Annotated in this window: 18 protein-coding genes; 8 read left to right on the top strand and 10 right to left on the bottom strand. The window is 69.9% G+C overall.

The window, feature by feature from the left end; genetic code table 11:
- The first annotated feature begins 73 nt into the window (after positions 1-73).
- Positions 74-1,036 (top strand): DedA family protein, encoded by a 963-nt coding sequence (locus BC793_RS36510; RefSeq protein WP_109600958.1) that lies wholly within the window; start codon positions 74-76, stop codon positions 1,034-1,036.
- A gap of 43 nt (positions 1,037-1,079) precedes the next feature.
- Here the strand turns inward: BC793_RS36510 and BC793_RS36505 are convergent, their stop codons facing one another.
- From BC793_RS36505 to clpB, 6 genes are all read right to left on the bottom strand, one after another.
- Positions 1,080-1,754: a class II aldolase/adducin family protein gene (locus tag BC793_RS36505; protein ID WP_109600956.1), complete on the bottom strand. Its 675-nt coding sequence runs from the start codon at positions 1,752-1,754 to the stop codon at positions 1,080-1,082.
- Between the two features lie 114 nt (positions 1,755-1,868).
- A complete protein-coding gene (locus BC793_RS36500; RefSeq protein WP_092549981.1) occupies positions 1,869-2,246 on the bottom strand; it encodes an ArsR/SmtB family transcription factor in 378 nt (125 codons plus the stop codon).
- Positions 2,247-2,303: 57 nt separating this feature from the next.
- On the bottom strand, positions 2,304-2,672 hold the full coding sequence (locus tag BC793_RS49170) for a hypothetical protein (protein ID WP_146246617.1): 369 nt from the start codon (positions 2,670-2,672) through the stop codon (positions 2,304-2,306).
- Between the two features lie 371 nt (positions 2,673-3,043).
- Positions 3,044-3,733, bottom strand: coding sequence for a hypothetical protein (locus tag BC793_RS36495; protein WP_109600954.1), 690 nt, complete (start codon positions 3,731-3,733; stop codon positions 3,044-3,046).
- A gap of 101 nt (positions 3,734-3,834) precedes the next feature.
- Complete coding sequence (locus BC793_RS36490; RefSeq protein ID WP_109600952.1) at positions 3,835-4,800, bottom strand: chromosomal replication initiator protein DnaA; 966 nt, start codon at positions 4,798-4,800, stop codon at positions 3,835-3,837.
- 662 nt (positions 4,801-5,462) lie between these two features.
- Positions 5,463-8,042 (bottom strand): ATP-dependent chaperone ClpB, encoded by a 2,580-nt coding sequence (gene clpB / locus BC793_RS36485; protein WP_109600950.1) that lies wholly within the window; start codon positions 8,040-8,042, stop codon positions 5,463-5,465.
- 124 nt (positions 8,043-8,166) lie between these two features.
- Between clpB and BC793_RS36480 the strand changes: the two genes are divergently transcribed.
- From BC793_RS36480 to BC793_RS36465, 4 genes are all read left to right on the top strand, one after another.
- Entirely contained in the window at positions 8,167-9,378 is a 1,212-nt protein-coding gene (locus BC793_RS36480) for a sugar efflux transporter (RefSeq protein ID WP_109600948.1), read from the top strand.
- Between the two features lie 10 nt (positions 9,379-9,388).
- Positions 9,389-9,886 (top strand): cation:proton antiporter regulatory subunit, encoded by a 498-nt coding sequence (locus tag BC793_RS36475; RefSeq protein ID WP_109600946.1) that lies wholly within the window; start codon positions 9,389-9,391, stop codon positions 9,884-9,886.
- Between the two features lie 65 nt (positions 9,887-9,951).
- A complete protein-coding gene (locus tag BC793_RS36470; RefSeq protein ID WP_239170589.1) occupies positions 9,952-11,103 on the top strand; it encodes a cation:proton antiporter in 1,152 nt (383 codons plus the stop codon).
- A 184-nt stretch (positions 11,104-11,287) separates the two neighbouring features.
- On the top strand, positions 11,288-11,734 hold the full coding sequence (locus BC793_RS36465; protein WP_109600942.1) for a hypothetical protein: 447 nt from the start codon (positions 11,288-11,290) through the stop codon (positions 11,732-11,734).
- 69 nt (positions 11,735-11,803) lie between these two features.
- Here BC793_RS36465 and BC793_RS36460 read toward each other — a convergent pair whose 3' ends face one another.
- The 4 genes from BC793_RS36460 to dnaK form a co-directional block, all read right to left on the bottom strand.
- A complete protein-coding gene (locus BC793_RS36460) occupies positions 11,804-12,247 on the bottom strand; it encodes a heat shock protein transcriptional repressor HspR (RefSeq protein ID WP_109600940.1) in 444 nt (147 codons plus the stop codon).
- A gap of 21 nt (positions 12,248-12,268) precedes the next feature.
- The gene (gene dnaJ / locus BC793_RS36455; protein ID WP_109600938.1) at positions 12,269-13,468 is read right to left on the bottom strand and encodes a molecular chaperone DnaJ; all 1,200 of its coding nucleotides are present in this window, start codon (positions 13,466-13,468) and stop codon (positions 12,269-12,271) included.
- Between the two features lie 88 nt (positions 13,469-13,556).
- Complete coding sequence (gene grpE / locus BC793_RS36450; RefSeq protein WP_109600936.1) at positions 13,557-14,171, bottom strand: nucleotide exchange factor GrpE; 615 nt, start codon at positions 14,169-14,171, stop codon at positions 13,557-13,559.
- A complete protein-coding gene (dnaK, locus tag BC793_RS36445) occupies positions 14,168-16,018 on the bottom strand; it encodes a molecular chaperone DnaK (protein WP_109600934.1) in 1,851 nt (616 codons plus the stop codon). The genes grpE and dnaK overlap by 4 nt, the downstream gene beginning before the upstream one ends.
- A 201-nt stretch (positions 16,019-16,219) precedes the next feature.
- Between dnaK and BC793_RS36440 the strand changes: the two genes are divergently transcribed.
- The 3 genes from BC793_RS36440 to BC793_RS36430 are packed head-to-tail and all read left to right on the top strand — an operon-like array spanning position 16,220 to position 21,000.
- Positions 16,220-18,103 (top strand): ABC transporter, encoded by a 1,884-nt coding sequence (locus BC793_RS36440; RefSeq protein WP_373871305.1) that lies wholly within the window; start codon positions 16,220-16,222, stop codon positions 18,101-18,103.
- A complete protein-coding gene (locus BC793_RS36435) occupies positions 18,100-19,764 on the top strand; it encodes a GTPase (RefSeq protein WP_109600932.1) in 1,665 nt (554 codons plus the stop codon). The genes BC793_RS36440 and BC793_RS36435 overlap by 4 nt, the downstream gene beginning before the upstream one ends.
- Before the next feature lie 33 nt (positions 19,765-19,797).
- Positions 19,798-21,000 carry a hypothetical protein gene (locus tag BC793_RS36430; RefSeq protein ID WP_109600931.1) on the top strand — a complete coding sequence of 401 codons (1,203 nt, stop codon included), beginning with the start codon at positions 19,798-19,800 and terminating at the stop codon, positions 20,998-21,000.
- Positions 21,001-21,227 lie beyond the last annotated feature (227 nt).

Genomic DNA, 21,227 nt, shown 5'->3' with positions numbered 1-21,227 from the left:
GCTAGGTTACTTCTCGGAGTGCACAGCATTCATACAGGTACCGGCCTCGACCAGGCCGGTACCCTGGCTCCTCGTGGACATCCATGCGCTCACCGAGCAGCTCGCCCTGAACCCCCTGGATCCGAAGGACCTGCTCAGTGCCTTCGGGCTCCCGGGCGTGCTGGCCATCCTCTTCGCGGAGACCGGCCTGCTGGTCGGCTTCTTCTTCCCGGGTGACTCCCTGCTGTTCCTGGCGGGTGTGGCCGCCTCCGAGGTGGCCAACTCGATCTTCGGCGAGGGCGCCCAGCTGTCCATCGCCGCCCTGCTGATCGGCGCACCCATCTGTGCCATCGTCGGCGCGCAGCTCGGGCACTGGCTCGGCGCGAAATACGGGCGGCGGATGTTCGACAAGCCCGACTCGAAGCTCTTCAAGAAGGAGTACGTCGAGAAGGCCGAGTACTACTTCGAGAAGTTCGGCCCGGCCAAGGCGGTGGTGCTGGCCCGGTTCATCCCGATCGTGCGGACGTTCCTCAACCCGGTCGCCGGCACCCTCGGCATGCCGGCGAAGCAGTTCCTCCTGTGGAACATCGTCGGCGCGATCCTCTGGACCGACGGCATCATCCTGATCGGTTACCTGCTGGCCGAGCAGATCTACGCGGCCATCGGCGACAAGATCGACCGCTACATCCTGCCGGTGGTGGTGCTGATCGTGCTGGTCTCGGTGCTGCCGATCCTGATCGAGATCCTGCGGGAGCGCAGCGCCAAGAAGAAGGGCCTGCACAACCCGGACCCGGCCGCCGCGATCGGCATCGTCGCCGCCGCCAGCGTCGCCGGCCTGGCCGACGCGGCGCGCGAGGAGTACCACGAGCACTTCGACCACGGTCACCAGCAGCAGCAGGGGTACGGCCAGCAGCCGCCGCAGTACCAGGACCCGCAGCAGCCGGCCTACCCGCAGCAGGGCCACCACCCCACCCCGCAGGGCTACCCGCCGCAGCCGCAGCCGCAGTACCCGCCGCAGCAATATCCGCCGCAGCAGGATCACCCGCGGAACTACTGAACGAAAAGGCCGGCCCGATGGGCCGGCCTTTTTCGTGGCTTCGTCACACCGAGACGGCGGTGTTCCCGGAGAGCCGGTCGAGGAACTCCTCCGGGCACTCCCGCAGGTTCTCCAGTCGTCCGGCCGTCAGCGCCCGGTAGGTGAGCGACGCGGCCTCCTCCAGGTTGCGGGCCCGCTTGTGCGCGAGCTCGACGGAGTCGCCCATCACCACGCACCCGTGCTGGCTGAGCACCAGGCAGTCGGTGCCGTCGGCGGCCATCGCGGCGGTCAGGGCGGCGAGTTCGGTGCCGCCCGGCAGCCGGAACGGCACTGTCGACACCCGTCGCAGGTAGTACGCGTGATCGGTGGTCACGATCCGGATGTGCTCCCCGAGGGCGTCCAGGAGCAGGGCCGTCTGCGGGTGCAGGTGCACCACGGCGTTGACGTCCGGCCGGGCCCGGTAGAGAGCCAGGTGCAGAGCCAACTCGCTGGTCGGCTCGATCCGTGACGGCGGGGCGGTGCCGACGGTGGCGGGGGCCCCGTCGGAGATCCGCACCGCGGTGAAGTCCTTGCGGCTGAGCCGTTCCAGCCACGTACCGCTCGCGGTGACCCAGACGGCCTCCTCGTCGGGAATGCGGGCGGACAGATTGCCGCCCGATCCACACACGAGGCCCGCCTGCACCACGTCGTAACCCACGTGCGCGAGCTGGTCACGCAGGTCACCGGGGACGTAGTTCACCCGTTCCTCCTCAGGTCCGCCGGCCCGTCCGTGGGCCGGGGTCCTCCGCCTGGCGTCACGCCCCCATAGTCAATGACGCCAGGCATTACCGCGTCTGAAGAAGTCGTCAGGACTTCATCGGGCCTTCTTGGTGGCCCGCTTCCGCGGCGGGGTCAGCAGGTCGGCGATGGTGGCGATGGCCGACGGCACCAGCCGGTAATACGCCCACACCCCCCGCTTCTCCCGCTCCAGCAGACCCGCCTCGGTCAGGATCCGCAGGTGGTGACTAACGGTCGGCTGCGACAGGCCCAGAGGAGCCGTCAGGTCGCAGACACAGGCCTCACCGTCCGTAGCGGACTGAATGAGGCTCAACAGGCGTAGCCGAGCCGGGTCGGCGAGCGCCTTTAGCACTCCCGCCAGGCGCTCAGCGTCAGCGCGTTCAATAGGCTCACCGGCAAGCGGCGAGATCTGAGGCATGGTCATTTCCGCCAACGCAGTTCCCACGATCTCCATCCTTCCACCAACTGCATCGATTCTCCTGCATGTGAGCAGGAACGAACCGGCTAACTTTCAGGCCGTAAGGCCGACATCGATCGCCGAGTCGGTCGACCGGACACCCTCACCCGGGTCGACCGATCGTGCGACTACGACTTCGGTCTCTGCCTCCTGCAACGCCTCAGCCGCCATCTGGTCGCTACCCATCCGTGTCGAGGTCTCGATCCCCGCCATCGGAGTGAGGCGGACCACATTGTCAATTCGTCGATTTGTTCGCCACACAGATCCTCGACGATGACTCGGCACTGAACGCGTCGAGACCATCACGCCACACTGCGCGATCACCAGTTCGTCCACACCCCCACGACCCGATGAAAGCACGACGCCACGCTGCGCGACGGACAATTCAGTGATGAATTTACCCAGGTCGTGCCGTGCTCTCATGACATCGAGCGTACTGGCTGTACGAAAACCGGAATCTTTCGCCCCGGCAGGGCGGAACGGAACTATTGACGCGGGACTTTGAGGTGATCTGTAAACAAGGTTTACTGATCGGCCGACTGATCTCGCCCCTTCCTCAGAGCATAGATGCTGCTCAAAGCAGTTACCGTCGGTACGCTACCCGCGTCACCCTCAGGATCACCTGGTGGTCGCGCTGTGAAGAGTCTGTGAACCGACCAAATCACGTTTGTCCGTACGGGCGAAAACACCCACCGTCTGGCCGATCTCGATCTATCCGGACAGCCGATCGAGTGACAGAGACAGAAACCGACCGTACCCGTTCGAGTGACCCACAGTCGTCGATACGGAACCGCTCACTCGTTCGGTCGTGACCAGAACTCGTCTTCCGGGTTCGACGTGGACTTCGGCGACACGGCCGGATCCGAGAACTGATCGGGTTCGGACCCGCCGGTAACAAAAGGGTTCGTTTGTGGGATGGCCCACTCGGATGACGGAGAATGGCCGAAGAACCCTCTCGGCGTGACCAGCACCAGCAGACCCACCACGAGGTAGGCCACCACCTGCGCGACGGCCACGACGACGTTGAGGACGATCCACCCGTTGGGGTACGCCGAGTTCAGGGCCTCACTCAGTGTGCCGGGAGCCGCGTCACCGGCCCGCTGCGCCGCCAGGATGGCCAGCGTGCCGCAACCGGCCAGCACGCCGAGCACGCACACCCCGAGGGTGATCCCACGGCCCAGCCGGCTGCCCCGGCGCAGCGCGATGCCGAGCACCACGAAGAGAGCGGTCACCAGCAGGCTCAGCACCAGGGCCAGAGCCGCGACCAGCCACATCACCGCGACGAAGTTGTCCGCCACGTCGGAGCCGGCGACGGCGTCACGGAACCGGCCGACCACGCCCGCAGTGACCACCACCATGCCGATCGCATAGGTCAGGCCGGCTGCTGCCATGGCCCAGAGCAGGGCGACCGCCGTGGCGACGGAGACCGGCCGGCGTCCGGCCGGCGGTGCGGCGACGATCGGCGTCGGAACGGCGTAGGACATCGATGCTCCCGCGGGGTTCGGTTGGCAAGAACCTATCGCGTGCGGGGCCCGGAAGTGGCCGGACCGGTCCACCCCGTGCGGGCGGACCGGTCCGAAAGCGATCAGGAGGGGTCGGTGGGCGGGCGTGTCGGCGACGAATCCCCGTCCGCTTTCCCGTCCTTGGGCGGCACCGGTGGGTTGCCCCACGGGTCGGAGGACGGCGGAGGCGCCCAGGGATCGGGCTGTGCCGCCGGTGAGCCGGTGGGCCCGGAGGGAGGCGGCGGAGTGGTGGGCTCGCCGGCCCCCGGATACGACGGCAGACCCGGAGCCGGCTCACCCGGCTGGCCGTACTGCTGCGGTGATCCGAAGTGGCTGGGCGGCGGCGGGTAACCCGGCTGGTTGTACGGCGGCTGCGGATATCCCGGCTGGCCATACGGCGGCTGCGGATACCCCTGCTGGGCCGGGTAACCGGGCTGGCCCGGATACCCGGGTTGACCCGGCTGACCCGGATATCCGGGCTGACCCGGCTGGCCCGGATATCCGGGCTGACCCTGGTAGCCCGGCTGCCCCGGGTACGCCTGGAAGGGCATTCCCGCGTTCCACGCCGCCGGCTTGCGGAACCACGCGTTCGAAGCCGGCAGAGCCAGCAGGATGATCGCCCCGAGCAGGCCGATCACGGTCAGCACCGTGCAGATCGTCAGGACCGGCTGGTACCACCCCGGCATCGCGTCCGCGATCCGCTGCTCGAACTGGGTGCTGTTGATCCCCTCCTCCGCCGCGCCGCCGGCCGCGATGCCCCCGGCCGCGTTGCCGGTCAGGCTGATGAGGTTGCAGCAGAGACCCAGGCCGGCGAAGACCCAGGTGACGATCCGCGACGGGTTCTTGCCCTGGTTGTTGAGGATCGCCAGGATCGTGACGCCACCGGCGATGAGGAGATAGATCACGGCCGCGAAGATCAGCACGATGCGCATGACGGGCGCCATGTCGGCGGCGGACTGCGCCGCCCCGAGGGAGACGGCGGCGTCACGAGCGGCGTCGACGGCGACACCCATCGTCGCCAGGAGCACGATCGCCGTCAGGACCTGCATGGCTGCGACTAGGTAGAGAAGACTCGATGAGACGGTCACCGATACCGGGCGACTCGGCGCCGCCGGGTTCGGAACCGGATATGCCGGTACGGTCACGCTGCCCTCCTATTGATCAATTCACGGTACTTGTCGTGGACCACATCGCGCGACCTGGCCTCACCGTTCGCAACGTTGTGGCAACATCAGGCAACGATGACCCCAAACGACCGCAAACCGTCGCTCGTTCGGGGGGCGACACGCCTGGACAGGCCCCCTAAACTTCGATGACGTGGCGTCCACCTGGAAGCAGAAGGCTCCAGCGGCACGCCGTGCCCGCACGAGTCGCCCGCCCCGCGCACATCTTTCCGGGGCCGAGGCAGACCGGCTGACGGCGCCATTCCGATCGCGCAGGCCGCGTGACCACACCGCGGCCGCCCCAGACCTGACAAGGACCGGTGAGTCCCATGCCCCACGCCGACACCCTGGACATCGTTCACCATGACGACACCCGGACACGGTTCAAAGACGTCCGATATCAGCTTCATCGCAACGGTATACGGATCTGGTCCGCGGAGGGCGAGCACGCCATCACGGACGTACTGATGACACAGGCCTACCGGCGACGGTCGGCCGACAGATGAGAAAGGGCCCGGGGGTCTCCCCCGGGCCCTTTTCTACGCCCCCTACCGGATGGTGAGGCCGTCCTTCGCATCGCTCAGGTCGATGAGGACCGCGGAGCCGTCCCGGATCCGGCCGGCCAGCAGCGCCTTGGCGAGGAGGTCACCGATCGAGGACTGGATCAGCCGGCGCAGCGGGCGGGCGCCGTAGATCGGGTCATAACCGTGCTCGCCCAGCCAGTCGACCGCGGCCTGGGTCACCTGAAGGGCGAGACGCCGCTCGGCGAGCCGGTCGCGCAGACGGGCCAGCTGGATGTCGACGATCCGGGTCAGGTTCTCCTTGGTGAGCGCGTGGAAGACCACGATGTCGTCGAGCCGGTTCAGGAACTCCGGCTTGAAGTGCGCCCGGACCGCGGCCAGCACCTCGTCGTGGCGTTCCTCGTCGCTCATCGTGAAGTCCGAGTTCGCCGAGCCCAGGTTCGACGTGAGCACCAGGATGGCGTTGCGGAAGTCGACCGTACGCCCCTGGCCGTCGGTGAGACGCCCGTCGTCGAGCACCTGGAGCAGCAGGTCGAAGACGTCCGGGTGGGCCTTCTCCACCTCGTCCAGCAGCACCACGCTGTACGGCCGGCGCCGCACCGCCTCGGTGAGCTGGCCACCCTCCTCGTAGCCGACGTAACCGGGCGGCGCACCGACCAGCCGGGCCACCGAGTGCTTCTCCGCATACTCGCTCATGTCGATGCGGACCATCGCGCGCTCGTCGTCGAAGAGGAAGCCGGCGAGGGCCTTGACCAGCTCGGTCTTGCCGACACCGGTGGGGCCGAGGAAGAGGAAGCTGCCGGTCGGCCGATCCGGGTCGGCGATCCCGGCCCGGGCCCGGCGCACCGCACCCGCGACCGCCGCGATCGCCTCCCGCTGGCCGATCACCTTGTCGGCGAGCGAGTCCTCCATGCGCAGCAGCTTGGCGGTCTCGCCCTCCATCATCCGGCCGGCCGGGATGCCTGTCCACGAGGAGACCACCTCGGCGATGTCATCGGCGCCGACATCCTCGTTGACCATCGGCGGCTCGGTGTTCTCCTCCTCCGACTCGGCAGCGCTACGGATCTCCCGCTCCAGCGTGGGGATCACCTCGTAGAGCAGGCGTGACGCCTCCAGCAGTTCCCCGTCGCGCTGGGCCCGCTCCTGCGCGGCCCGGGCCTCGTCGAGCTGCTTCTTCAGCTCACCGACCCGGTTCAGGCCGCCGCGCTCGCGCTCCCAGCGGGCGGTGAGTGCGGTGAGCTCCTCCTCCCGGTCGGCGAGGTCGGCGATCAGTTTCTCCAGCCGGGCCCGGGACGCCGGATCGGTCTCCTTCTCCAGCGCCAGGCGCTCCACCCGCATCCGGTCGACCTGCCGGTGCAGCTGGTCCAGCGCGACCGGGCGGGAGTCGATCTCCATCCGGAGCCGGGAGGCGGCCTCGTCGATCAGGTCGATCGCCTTGTCCGGCAGGAAACGGTCACTGATGTAGCGGTCCGAGAGACTGGCGGCCGCGACCAGTGCCGCGTCGGTGATCTGGACCCGGTGGTGTGCCTCGTAGCGGCCCTTGAGCCCGCGCAGGATGCCGATGGTGTCCTCGACCGTCGGCTCCCCGACCACGACCGGCTGGAACCGGCGCTCCAGGGCCGGGTCCTTCTCGATGTGCTCCCGGTACTCGTCCAGGGTGGTGGCGCCGACCATGCGCAGCTCGCCGCGGGCCAGCATCGGCTTGAGCATGTTGCCGGCGTCCATCGAGCCCTCGCCCTTGCCCGCGCCGACGACCGTGTGCAGCTCGTCGAGGAACGTGACGACCTGCCCGTTCGACCCGCGGATCTCCTCGAGCACGCTCTTCAGCCGCTCCTCGAACTGCCCCCGGTACTGTGCGCCGGCGACCATGGCCCCGAGGTCGAGCGAGACCAGCTTCTTGTCGCGCAGCGACTCGGGCACGTCACCGGCGACGATGCGCTGGGCCAGACCCTCGACGATGGCGGTCTTGCCGACGCCCGGCTCGCCGATCAGCACCGGATTGTTCTTGGTACGCCGGGAGAGGACCTGCACGACCCGGCGGATCTCGGCGTCCCGGCCGATCACCGGGTCGATCTTGCCGTCCCGGGCCAGCGCGGTGAGGTCGACACCGTACTTCTCCAGGGCTTTGTAGGTCTGCTCGGGATCGGCCGTGGTGACGCGTCGCTCCCCGCCCCGGACCTGGGGGAACGCGCCGACCAGCGCCTCCTCGGTGGCACCGGCGTCCTTGAGGACCGCCGAGACCGCGCCACCCACCCGGGCCAGGCCGGCCAGCAGGTGCTCGGTCGACACATACTCATCGCCGAGCGGCTTCGCGATCAGGTCGGCCGAGCCGATCGCGTTCACGAACTCGCGGGACAGGCTCGGCTCGGCGGTGCTGGCCCCGCGCGCGGACGGCAACTGCTCGATCGCGCGGACCGCAGCCCGGCGGATGTCCGCCGGATTGGCCCCGACCGCCCGCAGCAGTGCGGTGGCTGTCGAGCCACCGGTGTCGAGCAGAGACTGCAGCATGTGCCACGGCTCGACCGTGGCGTGGCCGCGGCGGCCGGCGTCGGCGACCGCGCCGGTGATCACTTCGCGGCTCTTGGTGGTCAAACGTTCGGTGTTCATCAGCTCCCCTGAATGCACCGGCAGACTTGAGCGTGTGCCACTCAACTCTAGCGCGACGGAGCCACGGTGACAGTCACCACCGGCCAGGGTCATTAATCGGAAAGAACCCGTAGCGTCGGCAGTCGTGTTCCTGTCCCGCCGGCTCCTCCCTCTCGGCCTGGTCTTCCTCACCGTCGGCATCGCCACCGCGGTGGTCGGCCCGTTCCTCGGCCTCTTCCTCAGCACCGCCGTCGGGGCGAGCCCGATCCAGGTCACCTTCTTCCTGGTCGCCGCTTCCCTGTCGGGCGTGGCCATGTCGTGGGCGATCGGCCGCGTCTCGGACCGCAAGCCGATGCGGCGCACGATCCTGATCGTCGCCGCACTGGCCGGCTGCGCCGGCAGCGGCCTCACCGCGGTGGTGCGCGACTTCTGGATCCTCCTCGCGCTCACCGCGACGGCCACGGCGATCGCCGGGTCACTCTTCCCCCAATCCTTCGCGTACGCCCGGCAGGTTCTCCAACAGGGCGACCCGAACCGGGCCGCCATGGGCATCAGCGCCCTCCGCACCGTGTTCTCGATCGCCTGGGTCGGTGGCCCGTCGCTTGCCGCGTTCCTGCTGGAAGCCGGCGATTTCCAGTACGTCTACGGCGCCGCCGCCGTGCTGTACCTCGTGGCGGCCCTGCTGGTGGCACGGTGGCTGCCCGAGGTGGAGGCGCCGGCCGCGGCCCGCGAGGGCGAGACCACCCCGCCGCCCCGGGCACCGTGGCAGATCTACCCGATCCTCGCCGGTTTCGTTCTGATCCAGACCTCCATGGTGCTCGGCGTCCAGGCGATGCCCCTGTTCATCAGCACCGAACTGGGTGGCTCGGTCGGCGACGCCGGGATGATCCTCGGCGTCTGCGCCGCGCTGGAGATCCCACTGATGCTGGGCTTCGGTAAACTCTCCACCCGGATGCCGCTGCGCCGGATCATCCTGTTCGGTGCCGTCTGCGGTGTCGCCTACCAGGCCGTGGCGGCATCGGCCACGTCGGTCGGGATGCTGGTCGCCGCTCAGGTGCTGAACGCGATCCTGATCGCGGCGGCCTCCGGCCTGGGCATCTCCTACTTCCAGGACCTGATGCCGCACTTCCCGGGCCGCGCGTCCACGATGTTCGCCAACACCTTCCCGCTCGGCCAGATCCTGTCGGCGCCACTGTTCGGCCTGGCCCAGGAGTTCGGGTTCCGCCTGGCGTACGGGCTCAACCTCGGGCTGACAGCGCTCGGACTGCTCCTGCTGCTGGCCGTTCGACCGCGGACGGCGGAGGAGGAACCGGCGCTTCGTCACGTTGCCGACGTGGCGCGCCGCACCGAGGGCTAACGTAGAGATCGTGCGCGTACGGGTGGAACAGACTCCGCTGCCGGGAATCGGCGTCCGTCATGACCTGGTGACCTCCTCAGGCCGGACGGTCGGGGTGGTGTCGCATCGCAACGGGCGGCGCGACCTGGTTCTGTACGACGTGGACGATCCCGACTCCAGCCTGGCGTCCATCCCGCTCACCGACGACGAGGCGGAGGCCCTGGCCGACGTGCTCGGCGCCTCGCTGATGCTGGGGCAGCTCGCCGGCCTGCGTCAGCAGGCGGCCGGCCTGCTGACCGAGCAGATCGCGCTCCCGGCCGGTTCCCCGTTCGTGGGCCGGCGTCTGGGTGACACCCAGGCCCGCAGCCGCACCACCGCGTCGATCGTGGCCGTGCTGCGCGACCGGGAGGTGATCGCCTCCCCCGGGCCGGAGTTCCGGTTCGAGGCGAACGACGTGGTGGTGACGGTCGGCACCCGGCGGGGCCTGGACGGCGTGACCGCCATCCTGGCCGGCGACGACGACGGCTGAGCACCGTGGAGCACCACACGACGATCCTGCTCATCGAGATCGGCGCGCTTCTGTTCGGCCTCGGCATGCTCGGTCGCCTGGGCCGGCGCTTCGGTCTCTCCCCGATCCCGCTCTACCTGCTGGCCGGTCTGGCGTTCGGCCAGGGCGGTCTGGTGCAGCTCTCGGCCAGCACCGAGTTCACCGCGGTCGGCGCCCAGATCGGCGTGGTCCTGCTGCTGGTCATGCTGGGCCTGGAGTACTCCGCCGACGAGCTCGTCGGCAACCTGCGCTCGGCGGCTCCGGCCGGCCTGATCGACATGCTGCTCAACGCCCTGCCCGGAGCGGCGTTCGCACTGCTGCTCGGCTGGGACTGGAAGGCCGCGCTGGTTCTGGCCGGCATCACCTGGGTGTCGTCGTCCGGCGTGATCGCCAAGGTGCTCGGCGACCTGGGCCGGGTCGGTAACCGGGAGACCCCGGTGATCCTCTCGGTGCTGGTCATCGAGGACCTGGCGATGGCGTTCTACCTCCCGCTGGTCACCGCGGTGCTGGCCGGGCTCGGCCTGGCCGGCGGCCTCAGCACGCTGAGCGTCGCGGTGGTCACGGTGGTCGCGGTCCTCGTCGTGGCCATTCGGTACGGCGGTGAGATCAGCCGCTTCATCTCGGTGAAGGATCCCGAGGCCCTGCTGCTGAGCGTGCTCGGGCTGACGCTGTTCATCGCCGGGGTGGCCGGTGAGCTGAAAGTCTCCGAGGCGGTCGGGGCGTTCCTGGTGGGCATCGCGATCTCCGGCCCCGTCGCGCATCACGCCACCCAGATGCTCACCCCGCTGCGGGACCTCTTCGCCGCGGTGTTCTTCGTCTTCTTCGGACTCTCCACGAACCCGGCGGACATCCCGCCGGTGCTGCTGCCGGCGCTCGGGCTGGCCGTACTGACCATGCTGACCAAGGTGCTCACCGGCTACCTGGCGGCCCGACGGGCGGGGATCGCACTGCCCGGCCGGATCCGGACCGGCCTGGCGCTGATGCCGCGCGGGGAGTTCTCCATCGTCATCGCCGGGCTGGCGGTGGCCTACGGGGTGGATGCCCGGCTCGCCGCGCTCGCCACGGCGTATGTGCTGATCACCGTGGTGACCGGTCCGCTGCTCGCCCGGCTGCCCGACTACACCTGGTTCCGGGAGATCATCCGGAAGCGGATGGCGGCTCAGCGGGCGACCCAGAAACCGCTCCCATCCACGGAGTGACCTGCGTCTCCATTCAGGAAGCCTAAAGTTACCGCCCAGTATCTGAATGTGAAGCCTTGACACTTCCGTCGACCGACTTCGCACGCTACCGTTGCGCGGCGACGACTCTGAGTATTGGGACGTTCGCCACTATGGCCAGCGGGTGACGCTTGCCGTATTGCGAGCGGTTGAGTGAGGCGGCGACGTGAGCGTGCGTGAAGCTACATTCCTCGGTTTCGGCAACCCGGTCGATCCTCGACCCGATGAGTTGCAGACCTGGGCGTACAACCCTGAGTCGGTTCCCCTGAGCAGCATGCCGAAGGACTGGGATCTCCTGATCTCCGGCGACGTGCTCGGCCCGACCTTGTTCGAGCTGGCGATGGACCGGCAGTGCCCGGCCCGACGGTTCGCACAGCACTGCATGTACATCTACGCCGCGGACGGACTGCGGCAGAACGCGAGCGGGCAGCGCAAGCGCCGGCTCAAGAAGTTCGTGGAGCGCGCGGAAGAGGTCGGCGACGAGCCGATGCAGATCTGGGCGCACAACTGCCGGGTGCTGATGACCCGGCCTGAACTGTTCGACCACCACGACTGGATGGAAGGCGGCCTGGTGCGCTACCCGCGCCGGCTGGGTCTCTTCAACCGGCGATGAGCACCACGTAGAGTATTCAAACAGCTACTACGCGCAGTAACGGCGGCTCCCTTTCGGGGCCGCCGTCACTCATTTGTCGGGCGAGCGTCGTGGACGCCACACCACCAGTGCCGTCGAGTGCCTCTCCTGGCGAACCAGGTCACGGGTCCCATACGGATTCGTCATCGCCTCCATCTGGGCCATCCGGGTGTACGCCGACTCGAGCTCCTGCTCCAACTCGACCACCCGCTGCTGGAGATCGGTGACCAGCTGCTCCAGGCCGATGATGCGCTTGATGCCGGCCAGGTTGACACCGTCCTCCTGGCTCAGCCGCTGCACCTCCCGCAGCAGCGCCACATCGCGCTCGCTGTAGCGCCGGCCACCACCACCGGCCCGGCCCGGCTGCACCAGCCCGAGCCGGTCGTACTGCCGGAGGGTCTGCGGGTGCATCCCGGCGAGGCGCGCCGCCACCGAGATGATCAAAACCTTCGCGTCGGAGGCCTGTTCCATCGAGATGCTGATCTCTTCATACATGTGCCACCTCCCGGGAGGGTCCTAACCGGCAGCCCGACGCAAGCGGGCCTCGATCCGATCCCGCGCCGGCGGCGGGGTCAACTTGGCGAATTTCTCCAGTAGATCCCGGGCCTCGCCGGTCACTCCGGCCGGGATCTGCACGTCCACCGTGACGATCAGGTCCCCGGCCTGGCCCTCCTTGCGGGCCACGCCCTTGCCGCGGGCGCGCAGTTTCCGGCCGCCCGGGGTGCCCGGTGGCACCCGCAGCGTGACCGGACCGTCCAGGGTGGGCACCTTCAGGTCGGCGCCGAGCACGGCCTCGGAGATGCTGATCGGAACGGTCAGCGTCAGGTCGTCGCCGCTGCGCCCGAACAGGTCGTCGGGCCGCACCTTGACCTGCACATACAGGTCGCCGGCCGGACCGCCGCGGTCGCCCGGCTCGCCCCGGCCGCTGAGCCGGATCCGCTGGCCGTCGGCCACGCCCGCCGGGAACCGGACGTTGATCGTGCGGGTCTTGGTGACCCCGCCGCTGCCCCGGCACTCCGGGCACTTCTCGTCCACGACGCTGCCCGAGCCCTGACAGTCACGGCACGGCTCGGAGAAGCTGAACGAACCCTGGTTGCTGGAGATCAGGCCGGTGCCGTGGCACTTCGGGCAGGACCGTGGAGTGGTGCCCGGCTTTGCCCCGCTGCCGTGGCAGGTGTCGCAGGCCCCCGGCGTACGCAACGTCAACGGCAGGGTCGTGCCGCGGACCGCCTGGGCGAAGTCGAGGGTGACCTCGGTCTCCACGTCCCGCCCGCGCTGCGGACCACGCCGGGCCGTCGCCGGGCCACCGGTCCCCTGCCCGCCGGAGAAGATCGAGCTGAAGATGTCGGAGAAACCGCTGCCACCGAACCGCCGGTCGGCACCCGGCCCACCGGCCGCACCGGAGAAGCCACCGAACAGGTCCGACGGGTCGAACTGCGTGCCGCCGCCGCCCCGTGCCCCCCGCCGGAACGCGCCCGAACCGAACAACGAGCGCATCTCGTCATACTCTTTGCGCTTCTTGTCGTCGGCCAGCACGTCGTACGCCTCGGAAGCGGCCTTGAACTTCTCCTCCGCCTCCTTGTTGTCCGGATTCCGGTCCGGGTGCAGATCGCGGGCGAGTTTCCGGTACGCCTTCTTGATCTCGTCGGGGGAGGCGGACCGGTTCACACCGAGCACGGCGTAGAAGTCCTTCTCGAGCCAGTCCTTCGAGCTCATTCAGTCCACCTCCTTGTTCGTCTGCGACTCGGAGTGTCGGCGACGTCCCGCCCGCCGGAGACCGGCGGGCGGGACACAGTCACTGATCTCACTCCGGATCGGCGACGGCGACCAGAGCCGCGCGCAGCAGCCGCTCGCCCAGTGTGTAACCCCGGCGCATCACCTCGACGCAGGTCGGCTCGTCGACGTCGGCGGAGGTCAGGTGAGCGACCGCCTCGTGCCGGTTCGGGTCGAAGGGGTCACCCTTCTCGCCGAAGGCCACCAGCCCGAGCTTGCCGGTCACCGCGGTGAGCTGCTCCGCCACCGAGGCGAACGGCCCGACCAGGTCACCGTGCTCACGGGCCCGGTCGATGTCGTCCAGGACCGGCAGCAGGTCGGTGAGGACCTTGCCGGTGGTCTGCTCGGCTGCGGCACCGCGGTCGCGGTCGACCCGCTTGCGGTAGTTGGCGTACTCCGCCGAGACCCGCTGGAGGTCGTGGGTCCGCTCCTCCAGCTCGCTCCGCAGAGCCTCCAACTCGGCACTGAGACCGGGCTTGGTGTCCTCGGCCACGGGGGCCTCGTCCTCCTCAGGGGCACGGTGCGCCCCGGCCTTCTTCTGTCCCGCCTCCTCGGCGAGAGTCTCCTCGTCCGTCGAGTCGATCTCGCCCTGGATGACTTCGCGCTCGGCCGCCGGGCCGTCGTTCTCGTCGTCCTTGGCACTCACTTCTTGTCGTCCTCCACGATCTCGGCGTCGACCACGTCGTCACCGCCGGCCGCGGGGCCGGCCGAACCCGGGCCCGCGCCCGGAGCCCCACCCGCGGCGGCCTGCGGGGCCTCACCCTGCGAGTAGAGCAGCGAGCCGGCCTCCTGGGAGACCTGCGACAGCCGCTCGTGGGCCGACTTGATCTTCTCGATGTCAGTGCCGCCGAGCGCGCCACGCAGTTCGCCGAGCGCCTCGCCGATCTTGTTCTTGCTGTCTTCGGGGAGCTTGTCGCCGCTCTCCGCCAGGAACTTCTCGGTCTGCCACTGGAGCTGCTCGGCCAGGTTGCGGGTCTCCGCGTCCTCGCGGCGCTTCTTGTCGTCGTCCGCGTGGTCCTGCGCGTCGCGCATCATGCGCTCGATGTCGTCCTTCGGCAGCGCGGAGCCACCGGTGATCGTCATCTTCTGCTCCTTGCCCGTGCCCAGGTCCTTGGCGGACACGTGCACGATGCCGTTCGCGTCGATGTCGAAGGAGACCTCGATCTGCGGGACACCGCGGGGCGCCGGGGCGATGCCGCTGAGCTCGAAGGTGCCGAGCTTCTTGTTGTTCGCGGCCATCTCGCGCTCGCCCTGGTAGACCTGGATCAGCACGGAGGGCTGGTTGTCGTCAGCCGTGGTGTAGACCTCGGAGCGGTGCGCCGGGATGGTGGTGTTGCGCTCCACCAGCTTGTGCATGATGCCGCCCTTGGTCTCGATGCCCAGCGAGAGCGGGGTCACATCGAGCAGCAGGACGTCCTTGACCTCGCCCTTGAGCACACCGGCCTGGAGCGCGGCACCGACGGCGACGACCTCGTCCGGGTTGACGCCCTTGTTCGGCTCGCGGCCGATCAGGCTCTGCACCAGCTCGGTCACCGCCGGCATCCGGGTCGAGCCACCGACCAGGATGACGTGGTCGATCGCGGCGAGCTTGACGTCGGCGTCCTTGATGGCCGCCTCGAACGGGCCCTTGCAGCGGTCCAGCAGGTCCTGCGTCATCCGCTGGAACTCGGCGCGGCTCAGCGACGTGTCCAGGTGCAGCGGGCCGTTCGCCCCCGCGGTGATGTAGGGCAGGTTGATGCTGGTCGTCGTCGCGGCGGACAGCTCGATCTTGGCCTTCTCGGCCGCCTCACGCAGACGCTGCAGCGCCATCTTGTCCTGGGAGAGGTCGATGCCGTGCTCGCCACGGAACGTCTTCACCAGGTGGTCGATGATCCGCTGGTCCCAGTCGTCGCCGCCCAGGTGGTTGTCGCCGGAGGTCGACTTGACCTCGATGACGCCGTCGCCCAGCTCCAGCAGCGAGACGTCGAAGGTGCCGCCGCCGAGGTCGAAGACCAGGACGGTCTGCTCCTTGGAGCCCTTGTCCAGACCGTACGCCAGAGCGGCGGCGGTCGGCTCGTTCACGATCCGCAGGACGTTGAGGCCCGCGATCTCGCCCGCCTCCTTGGTGGCGGTCCGCTGTGCGTCGTTGAAGTACGCCGGGACGGTGATGACCGCGTCGGTGATCTGCTCACCCAGGTAGGCCTCGGCGTCCCGCTTCAGCTTCATCAGCACCCGCGCGGAGATCTCCTGCGGGGTGTACTGCTTACCGTCGATGTCCATCGACCAGTTGGTGCCGATCTCCCGCTTGACCGAGCGGATGGTCCGGTCCGGGTTCGTCACCGCCTGGCGCTTGGCGACCTCGCCGACGAGCACCTCGCCGTTGCGGGCGAAGGCGACGATCGACGGTGTCGTCCGGGAGCCCTCCGCGTTGGCGATGACGGTGGGCTCGCCTCCTTCCAGAACGCTGACGCAGGAGTTCGTGGTGCCGAGGTCGATGCCGACCGCACGTGCCATGGTGTTCCTCGCTTTGGGGTTCGCGTACGAAGGTTGAGTGGAACAGACTCAATGATGCCACGGCACCGCACATCGTCAAATCGAAGTTGAGCCCCTCGGGCGCAAGCCGGTCGTCGCGTCGGGACACCGGCACATACCTGTCAGGTCACGGCATACCGGGACCCTGTTGTCCTGGATGCATAGATCGTGCACGCTTTACCCGTGACGACGCACGGAGACGCGGTCGGTCCGTCGGCTCTTCCCGCCGTCCCCGCCCCATCGATTGAGAAAGACCAGGTCAGCGTGGCCACAGGTGGCCCATCAGAGCGTACGGGGGCGAGCCCGATCCGTCCGGAAAACCACGGAAACCGCCCCGAACCGGTCGAAGCCCCACCGGCGGTCGGCCGGCTGGCGACGGCGCTGAGCCGCTTACGGGCGGCGCTCGGCGCGGTCTCGTACCCCCTGGTTCTCCCCTCCGCGGAGGAGGCCCGGCGAGTCGGCTCGGCCCTCGTCGCGCAACTCGACGACTATCTGCTCCCCCGCCTCGCCCGTCTCGACGCCCCACTGCTGGTGGTCGTCGGCGGGTCCACCGGCGCCGGCAAGTCGACCCTGGTGAACAGCCTGGTCCAGGCCCCGGTGAGCAACGCCGGCGTGCTCCGGCCGACCACCAAGTCGCCGGTGCTGGTGACCCACCCCGACGACGTCCAGTGGTTCGGCCGCGGCGGGCTGCTGCCCGGGCTGACCCGCACCGGGGAGTCGAGCAACGCGCCGGACGTCCTCCAGGTGGTGGCCACCCCGGCGATCGGCCCCGGCCTGGCCCTGCTGGACGCACCGGACGTCGACTCGGTGGTCGACCAGAACCGCAAACTCGCCGCCCAGCTGCTCGCCGCGGCGGATCTGTGGCTCTTCGTCACCACCGCGGCGCGGTACGCCGACGCCGTCCCGTGGGAGCTGCTCACCACCGCCCGGCTGCGCGGCACGGTGATCGCCCTGGTCCTCGACCGGGTACCGGCCGACGCGGCCGCCGAGGTCGCCGCCCACCTGGGTGAGATGCTGACCGCCAACGAACTCGGTTCGGCGCCGCTGTTCGTCCTGCCCGAAACCGAGTTGGACCAGGGGGGCCTGCTCCCGGACGCGGCAATCGGCCCGATGCGGATCTGGTTCGCCCAGCTGGCCGGGGACGCCGGCGCCCGCGGCACGGTGGTCCGCCAGACGCTGGACGGCGCGCTCAGCGCACTGACCCCGGCGCTCAACGGGCTGGCCGAGGCCGCCGACGAGCAGGTCCGTACGGCACACTCGCTCGACGAGCGGGTCGAGTCCGCCTACCGCAACGCCCACCACATCCTCGAGGAGGGCCTGCGGGACGGCCGGCTGCTCCGCGGCGAGGTGCTGGCCCGCTGGCAGGAGTACGTCGGCACCGGCGACCTGGTCCGCAACCTGGAGTCCCGGGTCGGTCACCTGCGCGATCGGCTGTTGGCGGCCCTCAGCGGCCGGACCACCCCGGCCCAGAACCTGCGGGTGGCACTCGAATCCCAGCTGGTCACCCTGCTGCGCGGGGTGGCGACGGACGCGGCCGAGCAGGCGTACGCCGCCTGGCAGGCCCACCCGGCCGGAGCCGCCCTGCTCGCACCGAACCTCCAACACGCCTCCGCCGACCTGCCGGAACGCGCCGATCGCCTGATCCGCGACTGGCAGCACTGGGTGCTCGACCTGGTCCGTACCGAGGCTTCGGACAAGCGCGCGGTGGCCCGCGGCGCGGCCTACGCGGTGAACGGGGCCGGGCTCGCCGTCATGATCGCCGTCTTCACCGCCACCGCCTTCATCCCCACCGGGCTGGAGGTCGCCGCCGGAGCCGGCAGCGCGGTCGCCGCCCAGAAGGTGCTGGAGGCCGTCTTCGGCGACCAGGCCATCCGCACCCTCGCCGGCCGGGCCCGCACCGAACTGCTGGACCGGGTCGAGAAACTGCTCGCCGTCGAGGCCGCCCGATTCACCGAGCGGACCTCGACGGCACGCCTCGAGACGACGCATGGCACGCTTCTGCGCCAGACCGCCGCCGAGGTGGAGAACGCCAGGAAGGAACTCGCTTTGACCGGGTCCGGGTCATGAATTTGGTACAGAAGACGCGCGACGAGTCCGTCGACGCGGAGTCCCTGGCTCAACGGCTGGAGGCGCTGGCCCGATTTCTGCGGGTGGCCGATCCGTACCTGCCGGACGGTGAACTCGTGGCCGCGCACACGCTCGTCGAACGGGCCAGTGGCCGGCTCACGCTCTCCCTTGACCACACCGTGGTCGCGCTCGCCGGCAGCACCGGCAGTGGCAAGTCCAGCCTGTTCAACGCGCTGGCCCGGTTCAAGCTGTCGCCGGTCGGCGTGCGCCGGCCGACCACCGGCACCGCGCACGCCGTGGTCTGGGGCCCGCTGGAACCGGCCAACCGGCTGCTCGACTGGATCGGTGTGCTGCCCCGGCAGCGCTTCGTCCGGGAGAGCGCTCTGGACGGCGACGACGAGGCCTCGCTGCGCGGCCTCGTCCTGCTCGACCTGCCCGACTTCGACTCGATCGAGCGTGCGCACCAGCTCGAGGTCGACCGGCTGCTCGGCCTCGTCGACCAGATCGTCTGGGTGGTCGACCCGCAGAAGTACGGCGACCGCGTCCTGCACCGGGCCTACCTGTCCCAGTTCAGCACGCACGCCGACGTCACCATCGTGGTCCTCAACCAGGCCGACCGGCTCACCCCCGGCGACACCGAGGTGGTCCGCAACGACCTGATCCGGCTGCTGGCGGAGGACGGGCTCACCGGGGCACCGGTGATCGCCACCTCGGCGAAGCAGCCGGGCATGCTGAGCGACCTGCGGTCGGCGCTGGAGTCCACGGTCGCGAACCGGCAGGCCGCGCTGCGCCGCCTCGCCGCCGACCTGGACGTGGTCGGCGAGGAACTGGGCGCCATGATGGGGCCGCCGGCCGCCGAGGACGAGGTGGACCGGGCCACCGTGCGGCAGCTGAGCGACGCGCTGGCCGACTCGGCGGGAGTGCCGGGCGTGGCCGACTCCACCGCGGCGGCGTACCGTCACCGGGCCGCGGCGGCGACCGGCTGGCCGCTGGTCCGGGGACTGCGGCGACTCCGGCCGGATCCGCTGCGCAAGCTGCATCTCGCCGAGCCGGTCAAGACCGACTCGGTGTCGACGGACGTCGTACCGCGTACCTCCGTGCCGGAGGCCGACGCCGCGCAGAAGTCGGCGGTGGGCCTGACCGTCCGCGCCGTCGCGGCACGCGCCGCGGCGCCGCTGCCGGAGGTGTGGTCCCCGGCGCTCAACAGCGCCGCCCGCTCGAAGGTCGCCGACCTGCCGGACGCGCTGGACCGGGCGGTCGCGCAGACCGACCTCGGCCTGGAGCAGGCACCCGCCTGGTGGCGGGGCGTCGGCGTCCTCCAGTGGCTGCTGCTGGCGACCGGGGCGGCCGGTCTCGGCTGGCTGCTCCTCGGATACGCGCTGGCCGCTCTCGGCCTGCCCGAGATCAACGCGCCGACCGTGGGTGTCGTCCCGCTGCCGACACTGCTGCTGCTCATCGGCCTGGTCGGCGGGCTGCTGCTGTGGCTGGTACTGCGGCCGGTCATCGAGGCCGGCGCCCGCCGCGCCCGGCGCCGGGCCGACGCGCGGCTACGGGCCGCGGTCACCGAGGTCGGCCGTGGACACGTGGTCGCGCCGGTGCGTGAGGTCCTGAACGCCTATGCCCAGGCGAGGGAAGCGCTCAGCGTCGTACGAGCGGAGTAGTTCCGGTGGGTGCCGCGGGCGTAGGCTCGCGGCATGCCCGCACCCCGGACGGTCTACGACGCCGTGCTGCAAGCAGCCCGTGACGTCACCAAACTGGGCTGCGCGCTCGACGCCGAAATGCTCGGCACCGCTCTGCTCGGCAGCGTCTACGCGGTCGCGGCCGACGATCGGGCCGCAGCCGTCCGTGACTTCGTGGGGCGGTTCCTGACCGCCACCACCGATGCGGACGCCCCGGCCACCGCGACGATCCGCGAGGTCTTCGCCACCCTGGTGCCCGACGCCGACGGCGCGGCCGAGGTGGGTCACACCACCGAGGCACCGCCGTGGGCCACACAACTCGGCCGGGTCCGCCCCACCGGCTGCTGGGCGTATGGGGACGTTTACGGCGATCAGACTTCGTATCTGGTCACGTATGCGTACGAGGACAGTTCCGACGGCGGGCCCGAGCATGCCGTGGTGGCGCTCGTCGACCACAACATCGGCATCACCAAGGACGTCTTCGTGGCCACCTCGGCCGCCCCGCTGCTCGCCCAGGTGCGGGAGATCTGTGATGCCGACGAGATGACCTGGTTCCGCAGCGAGGACCCGGGTCGCCTGCGTGACGAGGTGGGTCGGCATCTCCAGGTCACCGATGAGCTGGGCGACCTGCCGGCGGACGGTTCGCTGGCCACGGACCGCGCGCTCGCGGCGGCCCGGCTCGCTCTGCTCCCGGCCGTGACGACGCCGCCGCTCACCGAGCCGGCCGGCCCGGCCGGTCACGACCTGGTCCGTCACTTCCTGGCCTCACCGGAGGCGGCCCGGTTCGACCTGCCGGCCGGTGCCGGCACCGCGGCGGACGTCGCCTCCATGGACTTCTGTCTCAGCCTGGTGCTCGATCACGCGGCGAGCCTGCCCGGCGGCGACCCGCTGCGCTGGAGCCCGGCGATCGCCGGGCTGTTCCTGCTCGACTGGGTGCACCGGCGCGCCGTCCTCGACCTGGACGACGCCGCCATGATGCCGCGGGTCGTGCGGGCCTGGTCGGCGTATTCGACCGGCCGGCGCCACCTGCCGGCGGCGGCGGTCCGGGAGACCGAGGAGGCGCTCGAGGAGCTGATCCCGGAGTTCGCCCGGCTCTACACGACCGGCGAGCGGCGCAGCCCGGCGACCGCGGCGGTGGCGCAGCTCATCTCCGAGGGCGTCGACCCCAGCGACACCGCCGCCATCGACGCCTGGCTGGAAGCCAACCAGGACGACTGAGGCGCCGCCCGGCCCTCACCGCTGTCACAACACGCGCGAGACGACGCTGCGAACCAGCCGGAGCCCTCGGCTGGCCGCCACCGCTGTCAAAACACGCGTGAGACGACGCCGAGAACCAGCCGGAAACCCCCGGCTGGCCGCCACCGCTGCCAAAACACGCGCGAGACGACGGTGAGGACCAGCCGGAAACCCCCGGCTGGCCGCCACCGCTGCCAAAAGGCGCGTGA

Origin of the sequence: Actinoplanes xinjiangensis (assembly GCF_003148685.1) — a bacterium.
In the GTDB taxonomy this organism is placed as follows: domain Bacteria; phylum Actinomycetota; class Actinomycetes; order Mycobacteriales; family Micromonosporaceae; genus Actinoplanes; species Actinoplanes xinjiangensis.
The sequence above is the reverse complement of the archived record's forward strand: the minus strand, read 5'-3'. Positions and strand labels throughout refer to the sequence as shown.

What these genes read in the sequence shown, in the direction of transcription:
- BC793_RS36500 (WP_092549981.1), bottom strand. Translation starts at nt 2,246, where the DNA reads ATGGAGATCGTGGGAACTGCGTTGGCGGAAATGACCATGCCTCAGATC.
- BC793_RS49170 (WP_146246617.1), bottom strand. Translation starts at nt 2,672, where the DNA reads ATGAGAGCACGGCACGACCTGGGTAAATTCATCACTGAATTGTCCGTC.
- BC793_RS36495 (WP_109600954.1), bottom strand. Translation starts at nt 3,733, where the DNA reads ATGTCCTACGCCGTTCCGACGCCGATCGTCGCCGCACCGCCGGCCGGA.
- BC793_RS36490 (WP_109600952.1), bottom strand. Translation starts at nt 4,800, where the DNA reads ATGCAGGTCCTGACGGCGATCGTGCTCCTGGCGACGATGGGTGTCGCC.
- clpB (WP_109600950.1), bottom strand. Translation starts at nt 8,042, where the DNA reads ATGAACACCGAACGTTTGACCACCAAGAGCCGCGAAGTGATCACCGGC.
- BC793_RS36470 (WP_239170589.1), top strand. Translation starts at nt 9,952, where the DNA reads ATGCTCGGTCGCCTGGGCCGGCGCTTCGGTCTCTCCCCGATCCCGCTC.
- BC793_RS36460 (WP_109600940.1), bottom strand. Translation starts at nt 12,247, where the DNA reads ATGTATGAAGAGATCAGCATCTCGATGGAACAGGCCTCCGACGCGAAG.
- dnaJ (WP_109600938.1), bottom strand. Translation starts at nt 13,468, where the DNA reads ATGAGCTCGAAGGACTGGCTCGAGAAGGACTTCTACGCCGTGCTCGGT.
- dnaK (WP_109600934.1), bottom strand. Translation starts at nt 16,018, where the DNA reads ATGGCACGTGCGGTCGGCATCGACCTCGGCACCACGAACTCCTGCGTC.
- BC793_RS36435 (WP_109600932.1), top strand. Translation starts at nt 18,100, where the DNA reads ATGAATTTGGTACAGAAGACGCGCGACGAGTCCGTCGACGCGGAGTCC.
- BC793_RS36430 (WP_109600931.1), top strand. Translation starts at nt 19,798, where the DNA reads ATGCCCGCACCCCGGACGGTCTACGACGCCGTGCTGCAAGCAGCCCGT.